Below are 15,535 nucleotides of genomic sequence, written 5' to 3' on the forward strand. Positions count from 1 at the left end.
GCAGGCCGCGGCGAAAACGGTATTCCTCGACGACCACACCCCACTCCCCATCGCCGACCTACGCCGCCTCCTCTGCGACGCCAAGATCTACCCCGCCGTTCTGGGTACTGATGGTCAGGTCCTGGATCTGGGTCGTTCTGCCCGCACCGCCACCCCATCGCAGCGCCGCGCGTTGGCGATCCGGGATGGTGGCTGCACTTTCCCGGGTTGTGATCGTGGTCCGAAGTGGACCACTCCGCACCATGCCCGTCCGTGGGTCGATGGCGGCTCGACCGATCTGGATGGTCTCGCGTCGGTCTGCGAACGCCATCACCGGTTGGTGCATCACAGCGGCTGGGAGGTCATCGTCGAGAACGATGTCGTGTCCTGGATCCCACCTGAAATTCTCGACCCGGCACGCAAACCCCTCCGCAACACCGCCCACAACCCACCACCCCGTCCCACGACGCACACCGAGCCCTGCGTCGCCCTCAACCCAGCCCCAACCCCGGCCTCGTCCCCGCCACAACGGACAACCACCACGACCCCAGGACGAAGACGTGGAACCGCACCCCATGACCGCCCGTGTCGCGGCCAGACTGCTCGATTGAGAACGAAATGAGCCGCAACCCTCGTGCCCGGTGCCCGTTGCGGGTCGGGCAAATCGAGTGCGCGCTGATCTTGTTCCGGATGATCTGCGGCCGTGTTTGGCTCCGTTCCGGCCAACCTGCGGATGAGCGACCACCCCGATCGGGCGGTACTCGCCGGGCACACGATTCACAGGCGACTGGGCGCAGAGATCTATCGGTACATGCTCAGGCTGGAATGCGGCCTCGTCTCGTCGCTGGTGCAGCGAGCGGTCAGGTCAAGATGATCGGATTGGTCAGCGCGGCAACGGCGCCGTCAGGATGGCGGACCTCGAGACGCACGAACGCCGAATCCGCCGCGGTTGTGTGCCACTGCGTCGCGTTCGCTCCAGCGCAGGGCAGAACCGCGCGGTGCACCTTCCGGCGATCGGTGTGGAAGCTGACGTCGGCACGCCTTGTACTGCTGCCTGCACTGCGATCTGCCCGCCATCGGACGCCCACCCCGGCACTGCGGCCATCGGCGGTGGCCGTGAAGGACACGTCCACGTTCGCCGACTCGGCGATCCAGCTGCGGCCGGTGCGGATTCCGGCCAGGATTGCCTCGGTGGCGAGCTCATCGGCGAAGACCACGGTGCGCGGGATGCCGAGCTGGCCTGCCAAATGGGTATCGCTGCTGCCCATCGCCGGTCGCCAGGAGCCCGTTTGCAGGTCGGCTGCGAGGGTTCGTTCCCAGTCCGCCAGTGCGGCCTGGTTGTCGGCGTTCCAGGGCTGGTCCGAAGTCCAGCGCCCGTTCCACACCTCGACCACGTCGAAGCCCAGGAAGGGGAACCTGAATTCGCCCGACGGGTACGGTGCGCGCCTGTGCGGCCAGTTCGTCAGGAGTGAGGTGCCCGTCCGAGTGGACGGAGTGGACGTGGCAGCCCCCGCGGTACCACGCAGGTCCGCGGCCGGCCGTGCGCGTCGGTGGGAAGGTCGGCGTCGGCAGGGGTCCTCCCGGAAGTCCTGTCGAGCCAACGCGCAAGCAAGGGGCGTCGGTTCCCTTGCGCCGTTGCGGTCCGTCAGCAGCCCAGTGCAACCGGTCAGGACAACGGGCGAGGAGTAGCTCACGATTCGACGAACGGCTCGGGCTGTGATCACGAATCGGCGTCAGAGGGGTCCATGCACACCTGTAACACGCCGTTTCCCGGTGCGATGGGCAAGCTGAGCAAAAGTAATGGGGGATGTGAAGGTGAGTCCTGCCGCGAAGAGGGGCGTGCTGATCGGCGGGGCGGTCGCTGTGGTGGCGATTGTCGTTGCGGCGGTCGTGTTGCTGACCGGGGGCGGGACGCCCGCGGCGGAGCCTGGTGCCGGGCCGCCTGCCGGGCCTGCGGATCCGGCGGCTGTGGATCCGGCGGCTGCGGCGCGGGCGTACCTCCTCGCGTTCGCGGCCAAGGACGCCGACGGCGCGAGCAAAGCCACCGACGCACCGCAGGCGGCCGCCAGCGCCCTGCAGGACGCGTGGACGACGCTCCGGCCCAGCGGGCTGACTGCCAAGCTCGGCCAGGTGACCGAGGGGAACACGGCGGAGTACACGATCAGCTGGACGTTCGGGCCCGGCCGCGTGTGGACGTATTCCGGCAGCCTCGGCCTGGTCCACGGGGCAGACGGCTGGCGGGTGCACTGGGCGCCGTCGGTGCTGCACCCGAAGCTGGCGGCGGGGCAACGGCTGGTGGTCGACGCGGCGGACGCGCCCGTGCTGGTCGACCGGGACGGGCAGCCGCTGGTGGTCTCGGGCGGCGGCGGGGTGCGGCCGGCGGACGAGAAGGCGTTTCCCCTGCTGCGGTCGGTGCTTACCGGGCATGCGCAGGCGTTCGACGCGTTCGCGGTCGAGCGCGTCGACGGCAGTGGCAAGAACGTCGAGACGCTCTTCGGGAACCGTGAGCAGCGCAAACCCGTCGCCAGCGGGCTCAGTGTCGCGACGCAGCAGGCGGCACAGGCGGCGGTCGACGGGTACCAGGGCAAGGCGGTCCTCGTCGCGCTGCAACCGTCCACTGGGGACGTGCTCGCGGTTGCCCAGAACAGCAAGTTGGACAACACGTCCTCGGCGTTCAGCGGGCAGTACGCGCCGGGGTCGACGTTCAAGATCGTCACCGCGACGGCGGCGCTGGAGGCCGGGCTGGTCACGCCGGATTCCGCGGTGCCGTGCCCGCTCACGGACCGGATCGGCACCCGCACGCTGTCCAACGAAGGTTTCGATCTTGGTACGACGACCGTGCACAAGGCGTTCGCGAGGTCGTGCAACACGACGTTCGGGCGGCTCGCGTCGCGGCTGCCCGCCGACGGTCTCGCGAAAGCGGCGAGCCAGTACGGCCTCAACGCCGACTTCGCGATCGACGGGCTGTCCACCGAGATGGGCCGCGTCGACCCGGCCAAGAGTGCGGACGAGCAGGTCGAGGACGGCATCGGCCAGGGCACCGTGCAGGTCAGCCCGTTCGGCGCGGCGGTGATGGCGGCGACGGCGGCGTCCGGGCACGCGGTCACCCCGCGGCTGTGGCCGGACGGTACCAAGGTCGACACCGGCTACACCGCACCTCCGGCCGCAGTTCTGGCGTCGGTGCGCGGGATGATGCGCGAGGTGGTCACCGGCGGCACGGCGACCGGGCTGGCGCGCTCCGGGCCGGTGTTCGGCAAGACCGGCACCGCGCAGTTCGGCGACGGCGCGGAGGCGCACGGCTGGTTCGTCGGTTACCGCGGTGACGTGGCGTTTTCGGTGTTCCTGGAGGGCGCCAACGACTCCGGTCCGGCCGTCGGCCTCGGCGCGAAGTTCCTCGGTGGGCTGAAGTAACCCGGGCCGGACCTGCGGTGAACCGATACTTCGGCGGCGGCCGAAGTGCCGCGGATCTACCGTGGGAAGCATGGAAACCGTCGCGCTGGCCGAGGTGGCTGCCGTGCTCGCGGATCCGAGCCGCGCCACCATGTGTCTGGCGTTGCTGGACGGTCGCGCGTGGACAGTGGGGGAGCTGGCCGCGGCGGCTCGGATCGCGGTGTCGACAGCCAGCGAGCACGTCACACGGTTGCGGGACGCCGGGTTCGTCGCGCGGGTGAAACAGGGGCGGCACGCGTACGTCCGGCTTGCCGACCCGCACGTGGCGGAGCTGATCGAGCACCTGGCGCAGCATGCGGAGCTGAAACGTCCGGCCGGGTTGCGGGCTTCGCTGCGCGCGCAACGGTTGTCGTTCGCCCGCAGCTGTTACGACCACCTCGCCGGCACCCTCGGCGTCGCACTGCGCAACGGGATGATCGACCGCGGGTTGATCGACACCGCACACGGTCTTGCACTCACCGGCACCGGCCGCGCGGTTCTCGCCGACCTGGGTGTCGTGGTGCCCGCGCGTTCCCGGCGGCCGCTGCTGCGTGACTGTCTGGATTGGACGGAGCGCCGCGACCACCTCGCCGGTGCGGTGCCGGCCGCACTGCTGGAACGAGCCGTGGCGGCAGGATGGCTGACGCGCGACCGGCACCGCGCGGTACGGGTGCTGCCCGGTGCGGCGGGGCCGTTCGCCGCGCTCGGTGTCGACCTCGCCACGGTGGGTGCGGCCCAGGCCTCGTAATCCGGGGCCCACATGGGGGAAGACACGATCCTGCTGCAGCACGCCGACTCGCTGCTGCGGGCGGCGTGTCGCCGTGGGCGGCTTGCCACCTCGCGGCTGGTCGACAGTCGGGCTCAGTCGGGCACAGTCACCCACCCAGTCCCACCACCGACCGGCTTAACACACCACCATCGCCGCTCGCCGGGCGGTGCTTGCGCCGGAACCGGACCTCGCCTCTCTATTCTGTACGCCTGCGGGTGATCGGGAGGGAGGCGGATGTGGACGAGCTTCCCGTGCTTCTCGGGGTCGTCGGGCTGGTGCTCGTCGCCTCCGTTGTCGCCGTGCGGGTGTCCATCCGGCTCGGGTTTCCGTCGCTGCTGCTGTACCTCGGGATCGGTGTCGTGCTCGGGGAATCCGGGTTCGGCGTGCGGTTCGACAATCCGTCGCTCACGCAGTCGCTCGGGCTCGCTGCGCTCGTCCTGATTCTCACCGAAGGCGGGCTCACCACGCGCTGGACGGCGGTGAAACCCTCGCTGTGGCCGGGAATCCTGCTGTCCACAGTGGCCGTTGTGGTCAGCATTGCGGTCACCGGCGCGGCTTTGCACTGGCTGCTCGGCCTCGACTGGCGGCTCGCGCTGCTCTGGGGCGCGGTGCTCGCCTCCACCGACGCGGCGGCGGTGTTCTCCGTGCTGCGGACATCCGGGGTGGGCAAACGGCTGGTCGGTGCGCTGGAGCTGGAGTCCGGGATCAACGACGCCCCGGCGTACATCGCGGTGGTCGTGCTCGCGTCCGGGGAGATGGTGGACTGGTCGCTGCCGCTGCTCGTGGTCTACGAGCTCCTCACCGGTCTCGTGCTCGGACTCGCTTTCGGCTGGCTCGGCGCGCAGGCGCTGCGGCGGGCTGCGTTGCCCGCGACCGGCCTGTACCCGCTCGCCACGGTGGCGGTGTGCATCCTCGCGTATTCGTCGGGTCAGCTGGCGCATGCGTCCGGCCTGCTGGCCACCTACGTCGCCGGGCTGGTGCTCGGGAATTCGAAGCTGCCGCACCGGTCGGACACCCTGTCGTTCGCCGAGGGGCTCGGCTGGCTCGCGCAGATCGGGCTGTTCGTGCTGCTCGGGCTGTTCGCGTCGCCGAGCCGGCTGCTCGAGGCGCTCATCCCCGGGCTGGTGGCGGGCGCGGTCGTGCTGCTGCTCGCCCGGCCGTTGTCGGTGGTGCTGGCGTTGCTCCCGTTCCGGATGCCGTGGCGTGACCAGGCGTTCCTGTCGTGGGCGGGGTTGCGCGGGGCGGTCCCGATCGTGCTCGCGATGATCCCGCTGACGCAGGGCGTACCGGGTGCACAACGGCTGGTCGACGCCGTGTTTGTGCTGGTCATCGTGCTCACCGTGCTGCAAGGCTCGACGCTCGGTCCGCTCGCGCGGCTGCTCGGCCTGTCGAAACCGGCGGAGGCGCACGAGATCGAGGTCGACGCCGCCCCGCTGGACGAGCTCGGTGCGGAACTGCTGCAGGTCCGCATCCAGAAGGGGTCCAAGCTGCACGGCGTGTACCTGTCGGAGCTGCGACTGCCCCCCGGTGCGACGGTGAGCCTCGTGGTCCGCGGGGGAGCGGGGTTCACCCCGCAGAAGACGAGCCGGCTGCAGGAGGACGACCAGCTGCTCGTGGTCACCACGGCCGGTGTCCGCGAAGCGACCGAGCAGCGGATCCGGGCGGTCGACCGCGCCGGGCGGCTTGCCCGCTGGCACGGGGAAATGGGCCGGTGACCCGGGAATCCCGCCGGTGACCCGGGAATGGGGCGCTGACCTGGGAATTCCGTCGCTGACCTGCGGAATCCCGCCGCCGACCCGGCCTGGGCTGACAGTCCACTGTGGACGATCCCTGTGACTGCCGTCTCAGATCACGGGACGGGCCTGGTTCGGGCCGGGGGTGGTCCGCTATCGTCTTCGGCAGGTCATGAGTGCCAGCGCGAAGCCCCGGCTTGCTGGCCGGCAACCCTCCAACCGCGGTGGGGTGCCCCGGGTGAAGACCGGGCCGGTCGCGCAGCGCGACGGGCAAGCGCGGGCCCCTCGCCGGGGGTCCCCCGGAACGCCGAGGAGGCGCCGTCATGACTCTCGCACTCGACCGATCCACGGAATCCACCCCGTCCACCGAGTCCACCACGGTTCCTGCGGTCGCCGGTGCGTCGCTGCGGGTTCCGCTGGTCACGGGCGGCGACATCGGCTACGCCAACCTCGACCACGCGGCCAGTGCGCCGTGTCTCGACGCGGTACGCAGCGCCGTCGACGAGTTCCTGCCCTGGTACGCCAGCGTGCACCGTGGCGCGGGCTTCGCGTCGCAGGTCTCCACGCGGCTGTACGAGCGCACTCGCGACATCCTCCGCCGCTTCGTCGACGCCCGCAGCGGTGACTCGGTCGTCTTCACCCGCAACACCACCGATGCGTTCAACCTGCTGGCGAAAGCGTTGCCGCGCAAGACTTCCGTCATCGTCTTCGACACCGAGCACCACGCCGCGCTGCTGCCGTGGCGCGGCCCGAACGTCCGCCGGGTCCAGCTGCCGCGCACTCGGCTCGCCGCAGTGTCCGTTGTGGACGAAGCGCTCGCCGAATGTCCGCAGGGGCCGCGGCTGGTGGTGGTCGCCGGAGCGTCGAACGTTACGGGTGAGCTGCTCCCGGTCGCCGAAATCGCTGCGGTGGCAAGGAAACACGGCGCCCGCGTCGCGCTCGATGCCGCGCAGCTCGCGCCGCATCGCCGGATTTCGGTGCGGGAGCTGGATGTCGACTACGTCGCGCTGTCCGGGCACAAGCTGTACGCGCCCTTCGGGGCTGGCGCGCTCATCGGCCGCAGCGACTGGCTGCGCGCGGCGGAGCCGTACCTGGCCGGTGGCGGCGCGACGAAGCTGGTCACCGAGGACGCCGTCGTCTGGAACACGGGCGAGGAGCGGCACGAGGCCGGCTCGCCGAATACCGTCGGCGTGTACGCGCTGGGCGTCGCGTGCGAGCAGCTGTCAGCGAGTTGGGACGTGACCGGCGAGCACGAGGCAGCGCTGCTGGAGCGGCTGCTCAAGGGCCTGACGAGCCTGCCCGGGTGCGCGGAGTTGCGGCTGTTCGACGCGCCGGTGGACCGCGTCGGCACGGTGAGCTTCGTCGTCGACGGCTTCGACCCGGGCTGGCTCGCGGCGGTGCTGTCCGCGGAGTACGGCATCGGCGTCCGCGACGGCGCCTTCTGTGCGCACGTGGCCACGCGGCGGCTCATCCGGGAGGCGGGTGTCGAGGCGCAGCAGGCGGTCCGCGTGAGCCTGGGCCTCGGCAGCACCGAGGAGCACGTCGACCGGCTGCTGCTCGCGCTGCGGCAGATCATCGCCCGGGGCGCGCGCTGGGAGTACACGAAGACCGACGGCCGCTGGACCCCGGTCGGCGACCCGCGCGAGCTGCCGCCGTTCTGCGCCTGATCCGCGCCCGGAGTGCCGCTTCGACCTGCCGAACCCCGTCCGTGGACAATGGGGGAGTGAGCACCGACCCATCGCCGTCCGAACCCGACGTCGCGCCGTCTGCGGGACCACCTGCGGATGCTGTCCCGGAGGGCCCGGAGAACCCCGAGAGCCCGGAGACAGCGGAAACGGCCGAAGCTGCGCCGCCGCTGCCGAAGCGGCGGATCTGGGTCGTGTTCGCGGTCGCCGCGGTGCTGTGGGCGATCGACCTCATCACGAAGAACCTCGCGGCGGCGAACCTCGAGGGCAAGGACCCGGTCCGGATCCTCGGCGGCCTGATCTACCTGCAGGTCATCCGCAATCCGGGTGCCGCGTTCTCGATGGCGACCGGGATGACCTGGGTACTCGCGCTGGTCGCGGCGGCCGTGGTGGTCGCGATCGTGTGGATTTCGCGGCGGCTGCGGTCGGTCGGCTGGGCGATCGGGCTGGGCCTCGTGCTCGCCGGGGCGCTCGGCAACCTCACCGACCGCATCTTCCGCGAGCCCGGTCCGCTGCGCGGGCACGTCATCGACTTCATCTCCGCCTTCGCGCCCAACGGCCAGGGCTTCGCGATCTTCAACATCGCCGACTCCGCCATCTGCGTCGGCGGCGCCCTGATCGTCCTGCTGTCCCTGCTGGGCCACGACTACGACGGCACGCGTACGGCGAAGAAGAAGGCGAGCAAGTGACCGCGCGCATGCTCCCGGTCCCGGACGGGCTCGACGGGATGCGCGTCGACGCCGGCCTCGCGAAGCTGCTCGGCCTGTCCCGCACCGTGGTCGCCGAGCTGGCCGCCGCGGGTGACGTGCTGCTCGACGGCCGTCCGGCGGGCAAATCGGACCGGCTCGCCGCGGGTGGGCTGCTCGAGGTGACGCTGCCGGAACCGGAACGTCCGGTGGAAATCGTGGCCGAACCCGTCGAGGGGATGAAAATCCTCCATGACGACGACGACATCGTGGTGCTTTCGAAGCCGGTCGGCGTCGCCGTGCATCCGAGCCCTGGCTGGACCGGGCCCACCGTCGTCGGCGGGCTGGCCGCGGCGGGGCTGCGGATCGCGACGTCCGGCGCGGCCGAGCGTCAGGGGGTCGTGCACCGGCTCGACGCGGGTACCACCGGCGTGATGGTGGTGGCGAAGAGCGAACACGCGTATACCGTGCTCAAGCGGGCGTTCAAGGAACGCACCGTCGACAAGGGTTACCACGCGGTGGTGCAAGGACATCCGGACCCGACGCGCGGCACCATCGACGCCCCGATCGACCGGCATCCGCGGCACGACTACAAGTTCGCGGTCGTCGCCGGTGGACGGCCGAGCGTCACGCACTACGAGGTGGTGGAGGCGTTCCGCGCGGCTTCGCTGGCGCACGTGAAGCTCGAAACCGGGCGGACACACCAGATCCGCGTGCATTTCTCCGCGATGCGGCACCCGTGCGCGGGTGATCTGACGTACGGGGCCGACCCGGTGCTGGCCCGGAAGCTCGGTCTCACGCGGCAGTGGCTGCACGCGCGCACGCTGGGCTTCGCGCATCCCGCCGACGGCCGGTGGGTCGAATTCGAGGCCGAATACCCGGACGACCTCGCGAAGGCACTGGAAATCCTGCGCGACGGCGACTAGGCCAGCTCGTTCGGCTCGACCACCGGGTCGCCGGTGTTGTGCTCGTCGATCAGTTCGAGCGCGCGCGGGTCGCGGGCCGCGATGGCGGACACCAGGTCCGCGTGGATCTGGTGCCGCGCAAGGAGATCCTCGCGCGGCGCGACACCCTTTGCCGCCACGGCCGCGCGGGTGTGCGTTTCGATGATCTCGAGCAGCCCGAGGTAGAGCGAACGCAGGATCTCGCCGGGGTTGGTCTCGGCGATCCGCGCGTGCAGCTGCCAGTTCGCGCGCAGGAATCCGTCGACGTCGGCGCGGTCGGCCGCGTCGTGCATCCGGTCGGCGGCTTCCTGTAGGGCTTCGACGTCCGCGTCCGTGGCGTACGCGAGCATGTCCTGTACCAGCAAGGGATCCAGCACATTGCGCAGGCGGACGGCTTCGGCCACCGCCTCGGCGTTCTGGTCGAGGGACAGCACCGCGTTGCCCAGCCGGATCACCGCTGACGGCGTCTGCGCGAACAGCCCGCCGCCGGGGCCGCGGCGCACCGTGACGACCCCGCGGGACTGCGCCATCCGCAACGCCTCGTTGAAGGTGCCGACCGAGACACCCCACAGCGCGCGCAGGTCGTCCTTGGTCCCGAGGCGTTCGCCCGGACCGGCCTCGGCGGCAAGGCAGCGCAGCTGCTCGGCGACGGCCGCCGGCCGGCGCAGGGGTTCCCAGTCTGCCCTCCGGTAGGCGGGGGGACCGGGGTCGGCCTCGTCGTTCTCGCGTGCCACAGCGCGAGGGTAATTCACCATGCTGAATTCCGCCAGCGCGCTTGACACCGGGTCTCCGGCACGGCAACACTGGGGTGGTCGAATTCAGCATGCTGAATTAGCGCGAGGTGTCGAGGATGACTTCCGACCAGCAGTTTCGTGACCTGATGGCAGGCGTGTGCGCGCCGGTCAGCGTGGTGACCACGCTCGATGCCGACGGTCCGCACGGTGCCACGGTCAGCTCGCTCGCCTCGTTGTCCCTGCAGCCCCAGCTCGTCTCGATCGCGCTCGACCGGCGGTCGGGCCTGCTGCCGCGGGTAGTGGCCACGGGCGCGTTCGGCGTCAACGTCCTGGCCGCCGACCAGGACGACGTCGCGCAGCGGTTCGCCCGGCGCGGCGACCGGTTCGCGGCTGCCGGCTGGTCGCCGCATCGCGGGCTGCCCCGGTTGTCCGGCGTGGCGGGCTGGGCCGCGTGCCGCCTGTGGTCCACCGTCGACGGGGGAGACCACCTGCTGCTGCTCGGCGAGGTCACCGACGCGGTGTCCACCGCCGCGTCGCCGCTCATCTACAGCCGCCGCACTTACGGCACCCACTCGGGATTCCGGCCGCGGACCCGCCCGCGGATTGCCGACGCGATCGCCGCGTGCGCCCGCTGATCCCCATCGGAGAAAGAGGAACCGTGACCATGACCCCGTCCCGGGTGGACAGTCCGAGCACCGCGGACCTCGTCGCCCGCGCCACCGGACTCGCCCCGCTCATCAAGGAACACGCCGCGGCCGGCGAGCGCGACCGCCGGGTCGCCGAGGAGGTCATCCGCGCGCTGGCCGGTGCGGGGCTGTTCAAGCTCGCCACCCCGAAGCGGTACGGCGGCTACGAAACGTCGGCGCGCACGCTGGTGGAGGTGTCCGCCGCGGTCGCCGAAGCCGACGGCGGGACCTCGTGGGTGCTCACGCTGATCAACGGTTCGGCTTGGCTGGTGAGCCTGTTCCCGGAACGCGCGCAGGACGAGGTCTTCGGCGCCGATCCGGACGCACTGGTGTCCGGCGTGATTTCGCCGACCGCGCAGACGGTCAAAGTGGACGGTGGCTGGCGGGTGACCGGGAAGTGGTACTACAACTCGGGTTCGTGGCATGCGACGTGGGCGGTGCTCGGCGTGCCGGTCACCGATGAAACGGGCACGGTCGTCGATCAGGGGTCGGTGCTGATTCCCCGCCACGAGATGGAGCTGGAGGACACCTGGTTCGTCGCGGGCATGCGGTCCTCGGGCAGCAACTGCCTGATCGCCGACGACGTTTTCGTACCGGAGCACCGGATGCTGCGGATGCCGGCCGCGCTCGAAGGCGACTACCCGACCGAGCACCACGACGAGGTCCTCTACCGCGCCGCGCTGATGCCGTTGCTGTCGCTGGTGCTGGCCGCGCCGCAGCTGGGGATGGGCCGGGCGGCGCTGGATTTCGTGCTCTCCAAGGCCGGGAAGAGGCCGATTTCGTACACCTTCTACGAGACGCAGCAGGATTCCGTCGGGTTCCAGCTTCAGGTCGCCGAGGCCGCCCAGCTGATCGACACGGCGTACCTGCATGCTTTCCGTGCCGCCGACGCGATCGACGATTTCGCCCGGCGTGGCGACTACCCCGGTTTCCTGGAGCGCGCGCGGACCCGTGCCGACGTCGGGCACATCGCCGACTCCATCACGCGGGCCATCGACATCCTGGTCAGCGCGCATGGAGCCGGAGCGTTTGCCGAGGTCAACCCGTTGCAGCGGATCTGGCGGGACTCGGCGACGGCGGCCCGGCACGCGATCGTGTCGCCGCGGGTCAGCCAGGAGATCTACGGCAAGGCGTTGCTCGGTGTCCCGGAACCGGTCAGCCCGCTCGTCTGAAAACAGTCCCCGGATCGGTGTACGAGAAGAGCGATCAATGGCTTTGCTGAACGTGTCGAAGATCGGCTACGTCGGTTTCGAAACCCCCGATGTGGACCGGATGGTCGAGCATTACACGAAGGTGCTCGATTTCGTGCTGGTGGAGCGGAATGCGGACCAGGCGTTTCTCACCACGAATTTCGAGCATCATGCCGTGGTGATCGAGCGGGCCGCGGCGGCGCGGGCGCGGAGTTACGTCGGTTACGAATTGCGGGAGGACCTGGATTACGCCGGGGAACAGTTACGTGGTGCCGGATATGCGGTCGACCGCAGGCACGATCTTGCGCCGTCCACTCCGGACGTCGTGGTGGTGCGCGAGCCCGGCAGTGAGGTCCCGATTCATTTGTACGACGGCCAATCCGGCAGCGGGGTCGCCGGGTATACGCCATTGCGGCCCACGAAACTCGGGCACGTTGCGGCATTCACCCCGGATCTCGTCCGGTTGCAGGGTTTCTACCAGGATCTGCTCGGCTTCCGGTGGTCGGACACGGTGGGTGATTTCTTCGTTTTCCTGCGGTGCAACGCCGATCACCATGCCGCGAATTTCCTGGCGTCGACGAAACGGGCCGGGATGCATCACGTCGCTTTCGAAGCCCGTGACCTGAACCATTTGCAGACCCAGCTGGATCACCTGGCTGCGCACGGGGTCCGGCTGAACTGGGGGCCGGGACGGCATGGGCCGGGGCACAATATTTTCACCTACCACCTCGATCCGGACGGGAATACCGTCGAGCTGTTCACCCAGCTCGACGTGATGTCCACTGAGGACAACGGGTACTTCGAACCGCGTCCGTGGCACGAGGATTTCCCGCAGGTGCCGAAGACGTGGGAGGCCGACCTGGCCACGATCAACAGCTGGGGACCGGTCGAGCCGGCCCAGCTCGACCACTGACGGGCAGGGGGAGACCATGACCGAGAGTGTCATCGTGGCAGGCGCGGGCCCGTCCGGGCTGGTGGTGGCCAGTGAGCTGGCGCTGGCCGGGGTGCCGGTGACGATTGTCGAGCGGCGGACGGCGGGGGTGCAGTCGCGGGCCGGGACGATTCTGCCGCGGGTACTGGAATTGCTCGACACGCGCGGCCTTGCGCAGCAGTTCATGGACCGGGCGCGGGACATCATTCCGAATCCGCTGTTCCGGACACATATGTGGGCCGGGATGAAACCGGTGCAGTGGAGTCATCTGGATTCGCGGTTCGGGTACCGGCTGGTGCTGCCGCAGAACATCACCGAGGAATTGCTGACGAAACACGCACTCGATGCGGGAGTGGTCATCGAGCGTGGCTTGACGGTCGAGACGGTCGCCCAGGATGAATCCGGGGTCGAGATCGGCGTGGTTTCCAGTGCCGGGCAACGCAGTACTCGGCGGTGCGCTTATCTGGTTGGCTGTGACGGCGGCCGCAGTGCGGTGCGGGAACAGGTGGGAATCACCTCGAGCGGGCACGGGCCGACATTCACCGGAATCGTCGCCGACGTCCGGCTGGACAATCCCTGGCCGGGTGGACGGCACATCACCGACAATGAGCACGGCTGGCTCGCGTCATTCCCGTTCGGGGCCGGGGTGACGCGCTTCAATCTGGTGCATGCCGAACGCATGCACGCGGATGCGGCCGAACCGGTGACCGTCGAGGAAGTGCGCCGGTGCCTGTCGGACATTCTCGGCACGGAATTGATCTTCGACGAGCTCAAGTGGGCTTCGCGATTCACCGATACCACACGCATTGCGGCGGAATTCTCGCGCGGACGGGTGTTCCTGGTGGGGGAGAGCGCGCGGATTCACTATCCGGCCAGCGGGGTCGGGATGAATTTCTGCATCCAGGACGCGTTCAATCTCGGGTGGAAACTCGCGGCTGTCCTGAATGGACACTCGCGGCCGGAGCTGCTCGCGACGTTCGACGCGGAGCGCCGTCCGGTTGCGGAGGGACTGCTGCGGAGTGTGGCGGCGCAGGTTGCGGTGCAGTTCGCGTTTTCGCCGGAGGCGATGACGTTCAAACGGTGGTTCGAATCGACGCTGCTGCCGATGCCGGACGTCAACCGCCGGCTCGCGCTCGAACTCAACGGCCTTGCCGAGCCTTATCCGCGGGAGCCGGACGCCGCGCCGGTGGTCGGGTTTCCGGTGCCGGACCTGGAGATCCAGGGCGCCGACGGGATCGGCACCATCGGGGCGCTGCTGCGGGCCGGGCGGTTCCTGCTGCTCGATCTGACCGGTGCCGACCGGTTCCGCGCGGTGACCGGGCCGCTGGAGGTGGTGTCGGGGGTGCCGATCCGGCCGCCGGAGCGGATGGCGGGGGTGACTGCGCTGCTGGTACGCCCGGACGGGTACGTCGCGTGGGCCGGTACCGGAGCCGACGATCGCGCGGCGGCGCGCGCGGCACTCGGCCGTTGGCTGATACTGGAGGAGGAGCAGTGAGCTACCGCGTTGTCGCGCTGGAAGAGCACATCGTCACGCCCGAAGTCGTGGCGCTGTGGGAAAAACTGGACCCCCGGTGGCAGGACCTGGCGCTGATCCCGTCGACTCGCGGCGAGAACGCGCGGCGGCTGGCCGAAATCGGGGACGAGCGGGTCGCGGCGATGGATGCCGGGGAGATCGACGTGCAGGTGCTGTCGCTCACCGCGCCCGGGTTGCAGAACCTCGAACCGGCCGACGCGGTCGCGGTGCAGGGCGAGGTGAACGACCTGCTCGCGGAGACCGTCCGGGCCCGGCCGGACCGGTTCGACGCCTTCGCGACGCTGGCCACCTCGGACCCGGAAGCCGCGGCCGCGGAGCTGGAACGCGCGGTGACCCGGCTCGGCCTGGCCGGTGCGATGGTCTTCGGCCGCACCCGGGACCGGCACCTCGACGACCCGGCGTTCCGGCCGGTGCTGGAGGTCGCGAATGCGTTGCGGGCGCCGTTGTACCTGCATCCGCAGACGCCGCCGCTCGCGGTGCGGGAGGCGTACTACGGCGGGTTCGACGAGCGGGTCGGCGCGGCGCTGGCCACGCACGGCATCGGCTGGCATTACGACTGCGGGGTCGAGCTGCTGCGGCTCGTCCTCGCGGGGGTGTTCGACCGGTATCCGGATCTGCAGATCATCACGGGGCACTGGGGTGAGGTCATGATGTTCTTCCTCGACCGCATCGACCCGAACCTGGAACGGCCGGTGTCGGAGTACTTGCGGAGCAACGTGTTCGTCACGCCGAGCGGGATACTGAGCGCGAAGTACCTGCGGTGGGCGGCCGAGACGATCGGGGTGGACCGGCTCATGTTCGCCACGGACTACCCGTTCCTCCCACAGCCGACGGGCGCGCGGGCGTTCCTGGACGAGGCGGCCCCGGATCCGGCCGCCCGGACGGCGATCGCGGCGGGGAACTGGGACCGGCTGCGGGCGGGGGTGCGGTCCTGATGTGGTACCTGACGATCCAGCGGTGGACCACCGACCCGCAGCGGGCGATCGGCGAACTGCTCGACGACCACCTCGCGTGGCTGGACGACCAGCTGCGCGCCGGGACGGTACTCCTGGGCGGCCCGTCGGCGGACCTGCAGCTGGGCATCATCGTGTTCCGCGCGGAGAACGCGTCGGAAGCCGATCGGCTGTGCCGCACGGAGCCCTTCGTGGCGGCGGGATACCGTGAATTCGACCTGATCGAGTGGGATGTACAGCAGGTGTTCGGGGTGCAAGCGGCGCGGCGGCGTTCTTGAGGGT

15 protein-coding genes and 1 riboswitch are annotated in these 15,535 nt (G+C 70.1%); of the genes, 13 read left to right on the plus strand and 2 right to left on the minus strand.

All coding sequences use genetic code 11. The annotated features are described in order from the left end of the window. On the plus strand, positions 1-601 hold a 601-nt coding region (locus OO71_RS49550; protein ID WP_156096746.1), incomplete at its 5' end, for an HNH endonuclease signature motif containing protein. A 238-nt stretch (positions 602-839) separates the two neighbouring features. Here OO71_RS49550 and OO71_RS36420 read toward each other — a convergent pair. Beyond that, positions 840-1,373, minus strand: a complete 534-nt coding sequence (locus OO71_RS36420) for a CehA/McbA family metallohydrolase domain-containing protein (protein WP_051792657.1) — start codon at positions 1,371-1,373, stop codon at positions 840-842. A 421-nt stretch (positions 1,374-1,794) separates the two neighbouring features. On the opposite strand from OO71_RS36420, the gene OO71_RS36425 reads away from it, so the two are divergent. The 6 genes from OO71_RS36425 to OO71_RS36450 all read left to right on the plus strand — a co-directional run bounded on the left by OO71_RS36425 (position 1,795) and on the right by OO71_RS36450 (position 9,207). Then, positions 1,795-3,390, plus strand: a complete 1,596-nt coding sequence (locus OO71_RS36425; protein ID WP_033294633.1) for a penicillin-binding transpeptidase domain-containing protein — start codon at positions 1,795-1,797, stop codon at positions 3,388-3,390. A gap of 70 nt (positions 3,391-3,460) precedes the next feature. Next, entirely contained in the window at positions 3,461-4,156 is a 696-nt protein-coding gene (locus tag OO71_RS36430) for an ArsR/SmtB family transcription factor (RefSeq protein WP_033294577.1), read from the plus strand. Positions 4,157-4,413: 257 nt separating this feature from the next. Further along, positions 4,414-5,892: a potassium/proton antiporter gene (locus OO71_RS36435; RefSeq protein ID WP_033294578.1), complete on the plus strand. Its 1,479-nt coding sequence runs from the start codon at positions 4,414-4,416 to the stop codon at positions 5,890-5,892. A gap of 186 nt (positions 5,893-6,078) precedes the next feature. Next, a riboswitch (SAM riboswitch) is annotated at positions 6,079-6,193 on the plus strand. 40 nt (positions 6,194-6,233) lie between these two features. Continuing rightward, positions 6,234-7,577 (plus strand): aminotransferase class V-fold PLP-dependent enzyme, encoded by a 1,344-nt coding sequence (locus tag OO71_RS36440; protein ID WP_033294579.1) that lies wholly within the window; start codon positions 6,234-6,236, stop codon positions 7,575-7,577. Between the two features lie 56 nt (positions 7,578-7,633). Further along, entirely contained in the window at positions 7,634-8,284 is a 651-nt protein-coding gene (gene lspA, locus OO71_RS36445) for a signal peptidase II (protein WP_033294580.1), read from the plus strand. After that, a complete protein-coding gene (locus OO71_RS36450) occupies positions 8,281-9,207 on the plus strand; it encodes an RluA family pseudouridine synthase (RefSeq protein WP_156096748.1) in 927 nt (308 codons plus the stop codon). Before lspA ends, OO71_RS36450 begins: the two co-directional genes overlap by 4 nt. Here the strand turns inward: OO71_RS36450 and OO71_RS36455 are convergent. Further along, entirely contained in the window at positions 9,204-9,959 is a 756-nt protein-coding gene (locus OO71_RS36455) for a FadR/GntR family transcriptional regulator (protein ID WP_245633897.1), read from the minus strand. The genes OO71_RS36450 and OO71_RS36455 overlap by 4 nt on opposite strands. Before the next feature lie 116 nt (positions 9,960-10,075). On the opposite strand from OO71_RS36455, the gene OO71_RS36460 reads away from it, so the two are divergent. The 6 genes from OO71_RS36460 to OO71_RS36485 are packed head-to-tail and all read left to right on the plus strand — an operon-like array spanning position 10,076 to position 15,531. After that, positions 10,076-10,594, plus strand: a complete 519-nt coding sequence (locus tag OO71_RS36460; protein ID WP_033294581.1) for a flavin reductase family protein — start codon at positions 10,076-10,078, stop codon at positions 10,592-10,594. Between the two features lie 29 nt (positions 10,595-10,623). Continuing rightward, positions 10,624-11,817, plus strand: a complete 1,194-nt coding sequence (locus OO71_RS36465; protein WP_051792658.1) for an acyl-CoA dehydrogenase family protein — start codon at positions 10,624-10,626, stop codon at positions 11,815-11,817. 37 nt (positions 11,818-11,854) lie between these two features. Further along, positions 11,855-12,748: a VOC family protein gene (locus OO71_RS36470; protein ID WP_051792659.1), complete on the plus strand. Its 894-nt coding sequence runs from the start codon at positions 11,855-11,857 to the stop codon at positions 12,746-12,748. A 16-nt stretch (positions 12,749-12,764) separates the two neighbouring features. Next, positions 12,765-14,261, plus strand: a complete 1,497-nt coding sequence (locus OO71_RS36475) for an FAD-dependent monooxygenase (RefSeq protein WP_033294582.1) — start codon at positions 12,765-12,767, stop codon at positions 14,259-14,261. Next, positions 14,258-15,235, plus strand: a complete 978-nt coding sequence (locus tag OO71_RS36480) for an amidohydrolase family protein (protein ID WP_033294583.1) — start codon at positions 14,258-14,260, stop codon at positions 15,233-15,235. Before OO71_RS36475 ends, OO71_RS36480 begins: the two co-directional genes overlap by 4 nt. Continuing rightward, the gene (locus OO71_RS36485; protein ID WP_033294584.1) at positions 15,235-15,531 is read left to right on the plus strand and encodes a YciI family protein; all 297 of its coding nucleotides are present in this window, start codon (positions 15,235-15,237) and stop codon (positions 15,529-15,531) included. Before OO71_RS36480 ends, OO71_RS36485 begins: the two co-directional genes overlap by 1 nt. Positions 15,532-15,535: the final 4 nt, after the last annotated feature.

The organism is Amycolatopsis jejuensis (assembly GCF_000717335.1).
GTDB lineage: Bacteria > Actinomycetota > Actinomycetes > Mycobacteriales > Pseudonocardiaceae > Amycolatopsis > Amycolatopsis jejuensis.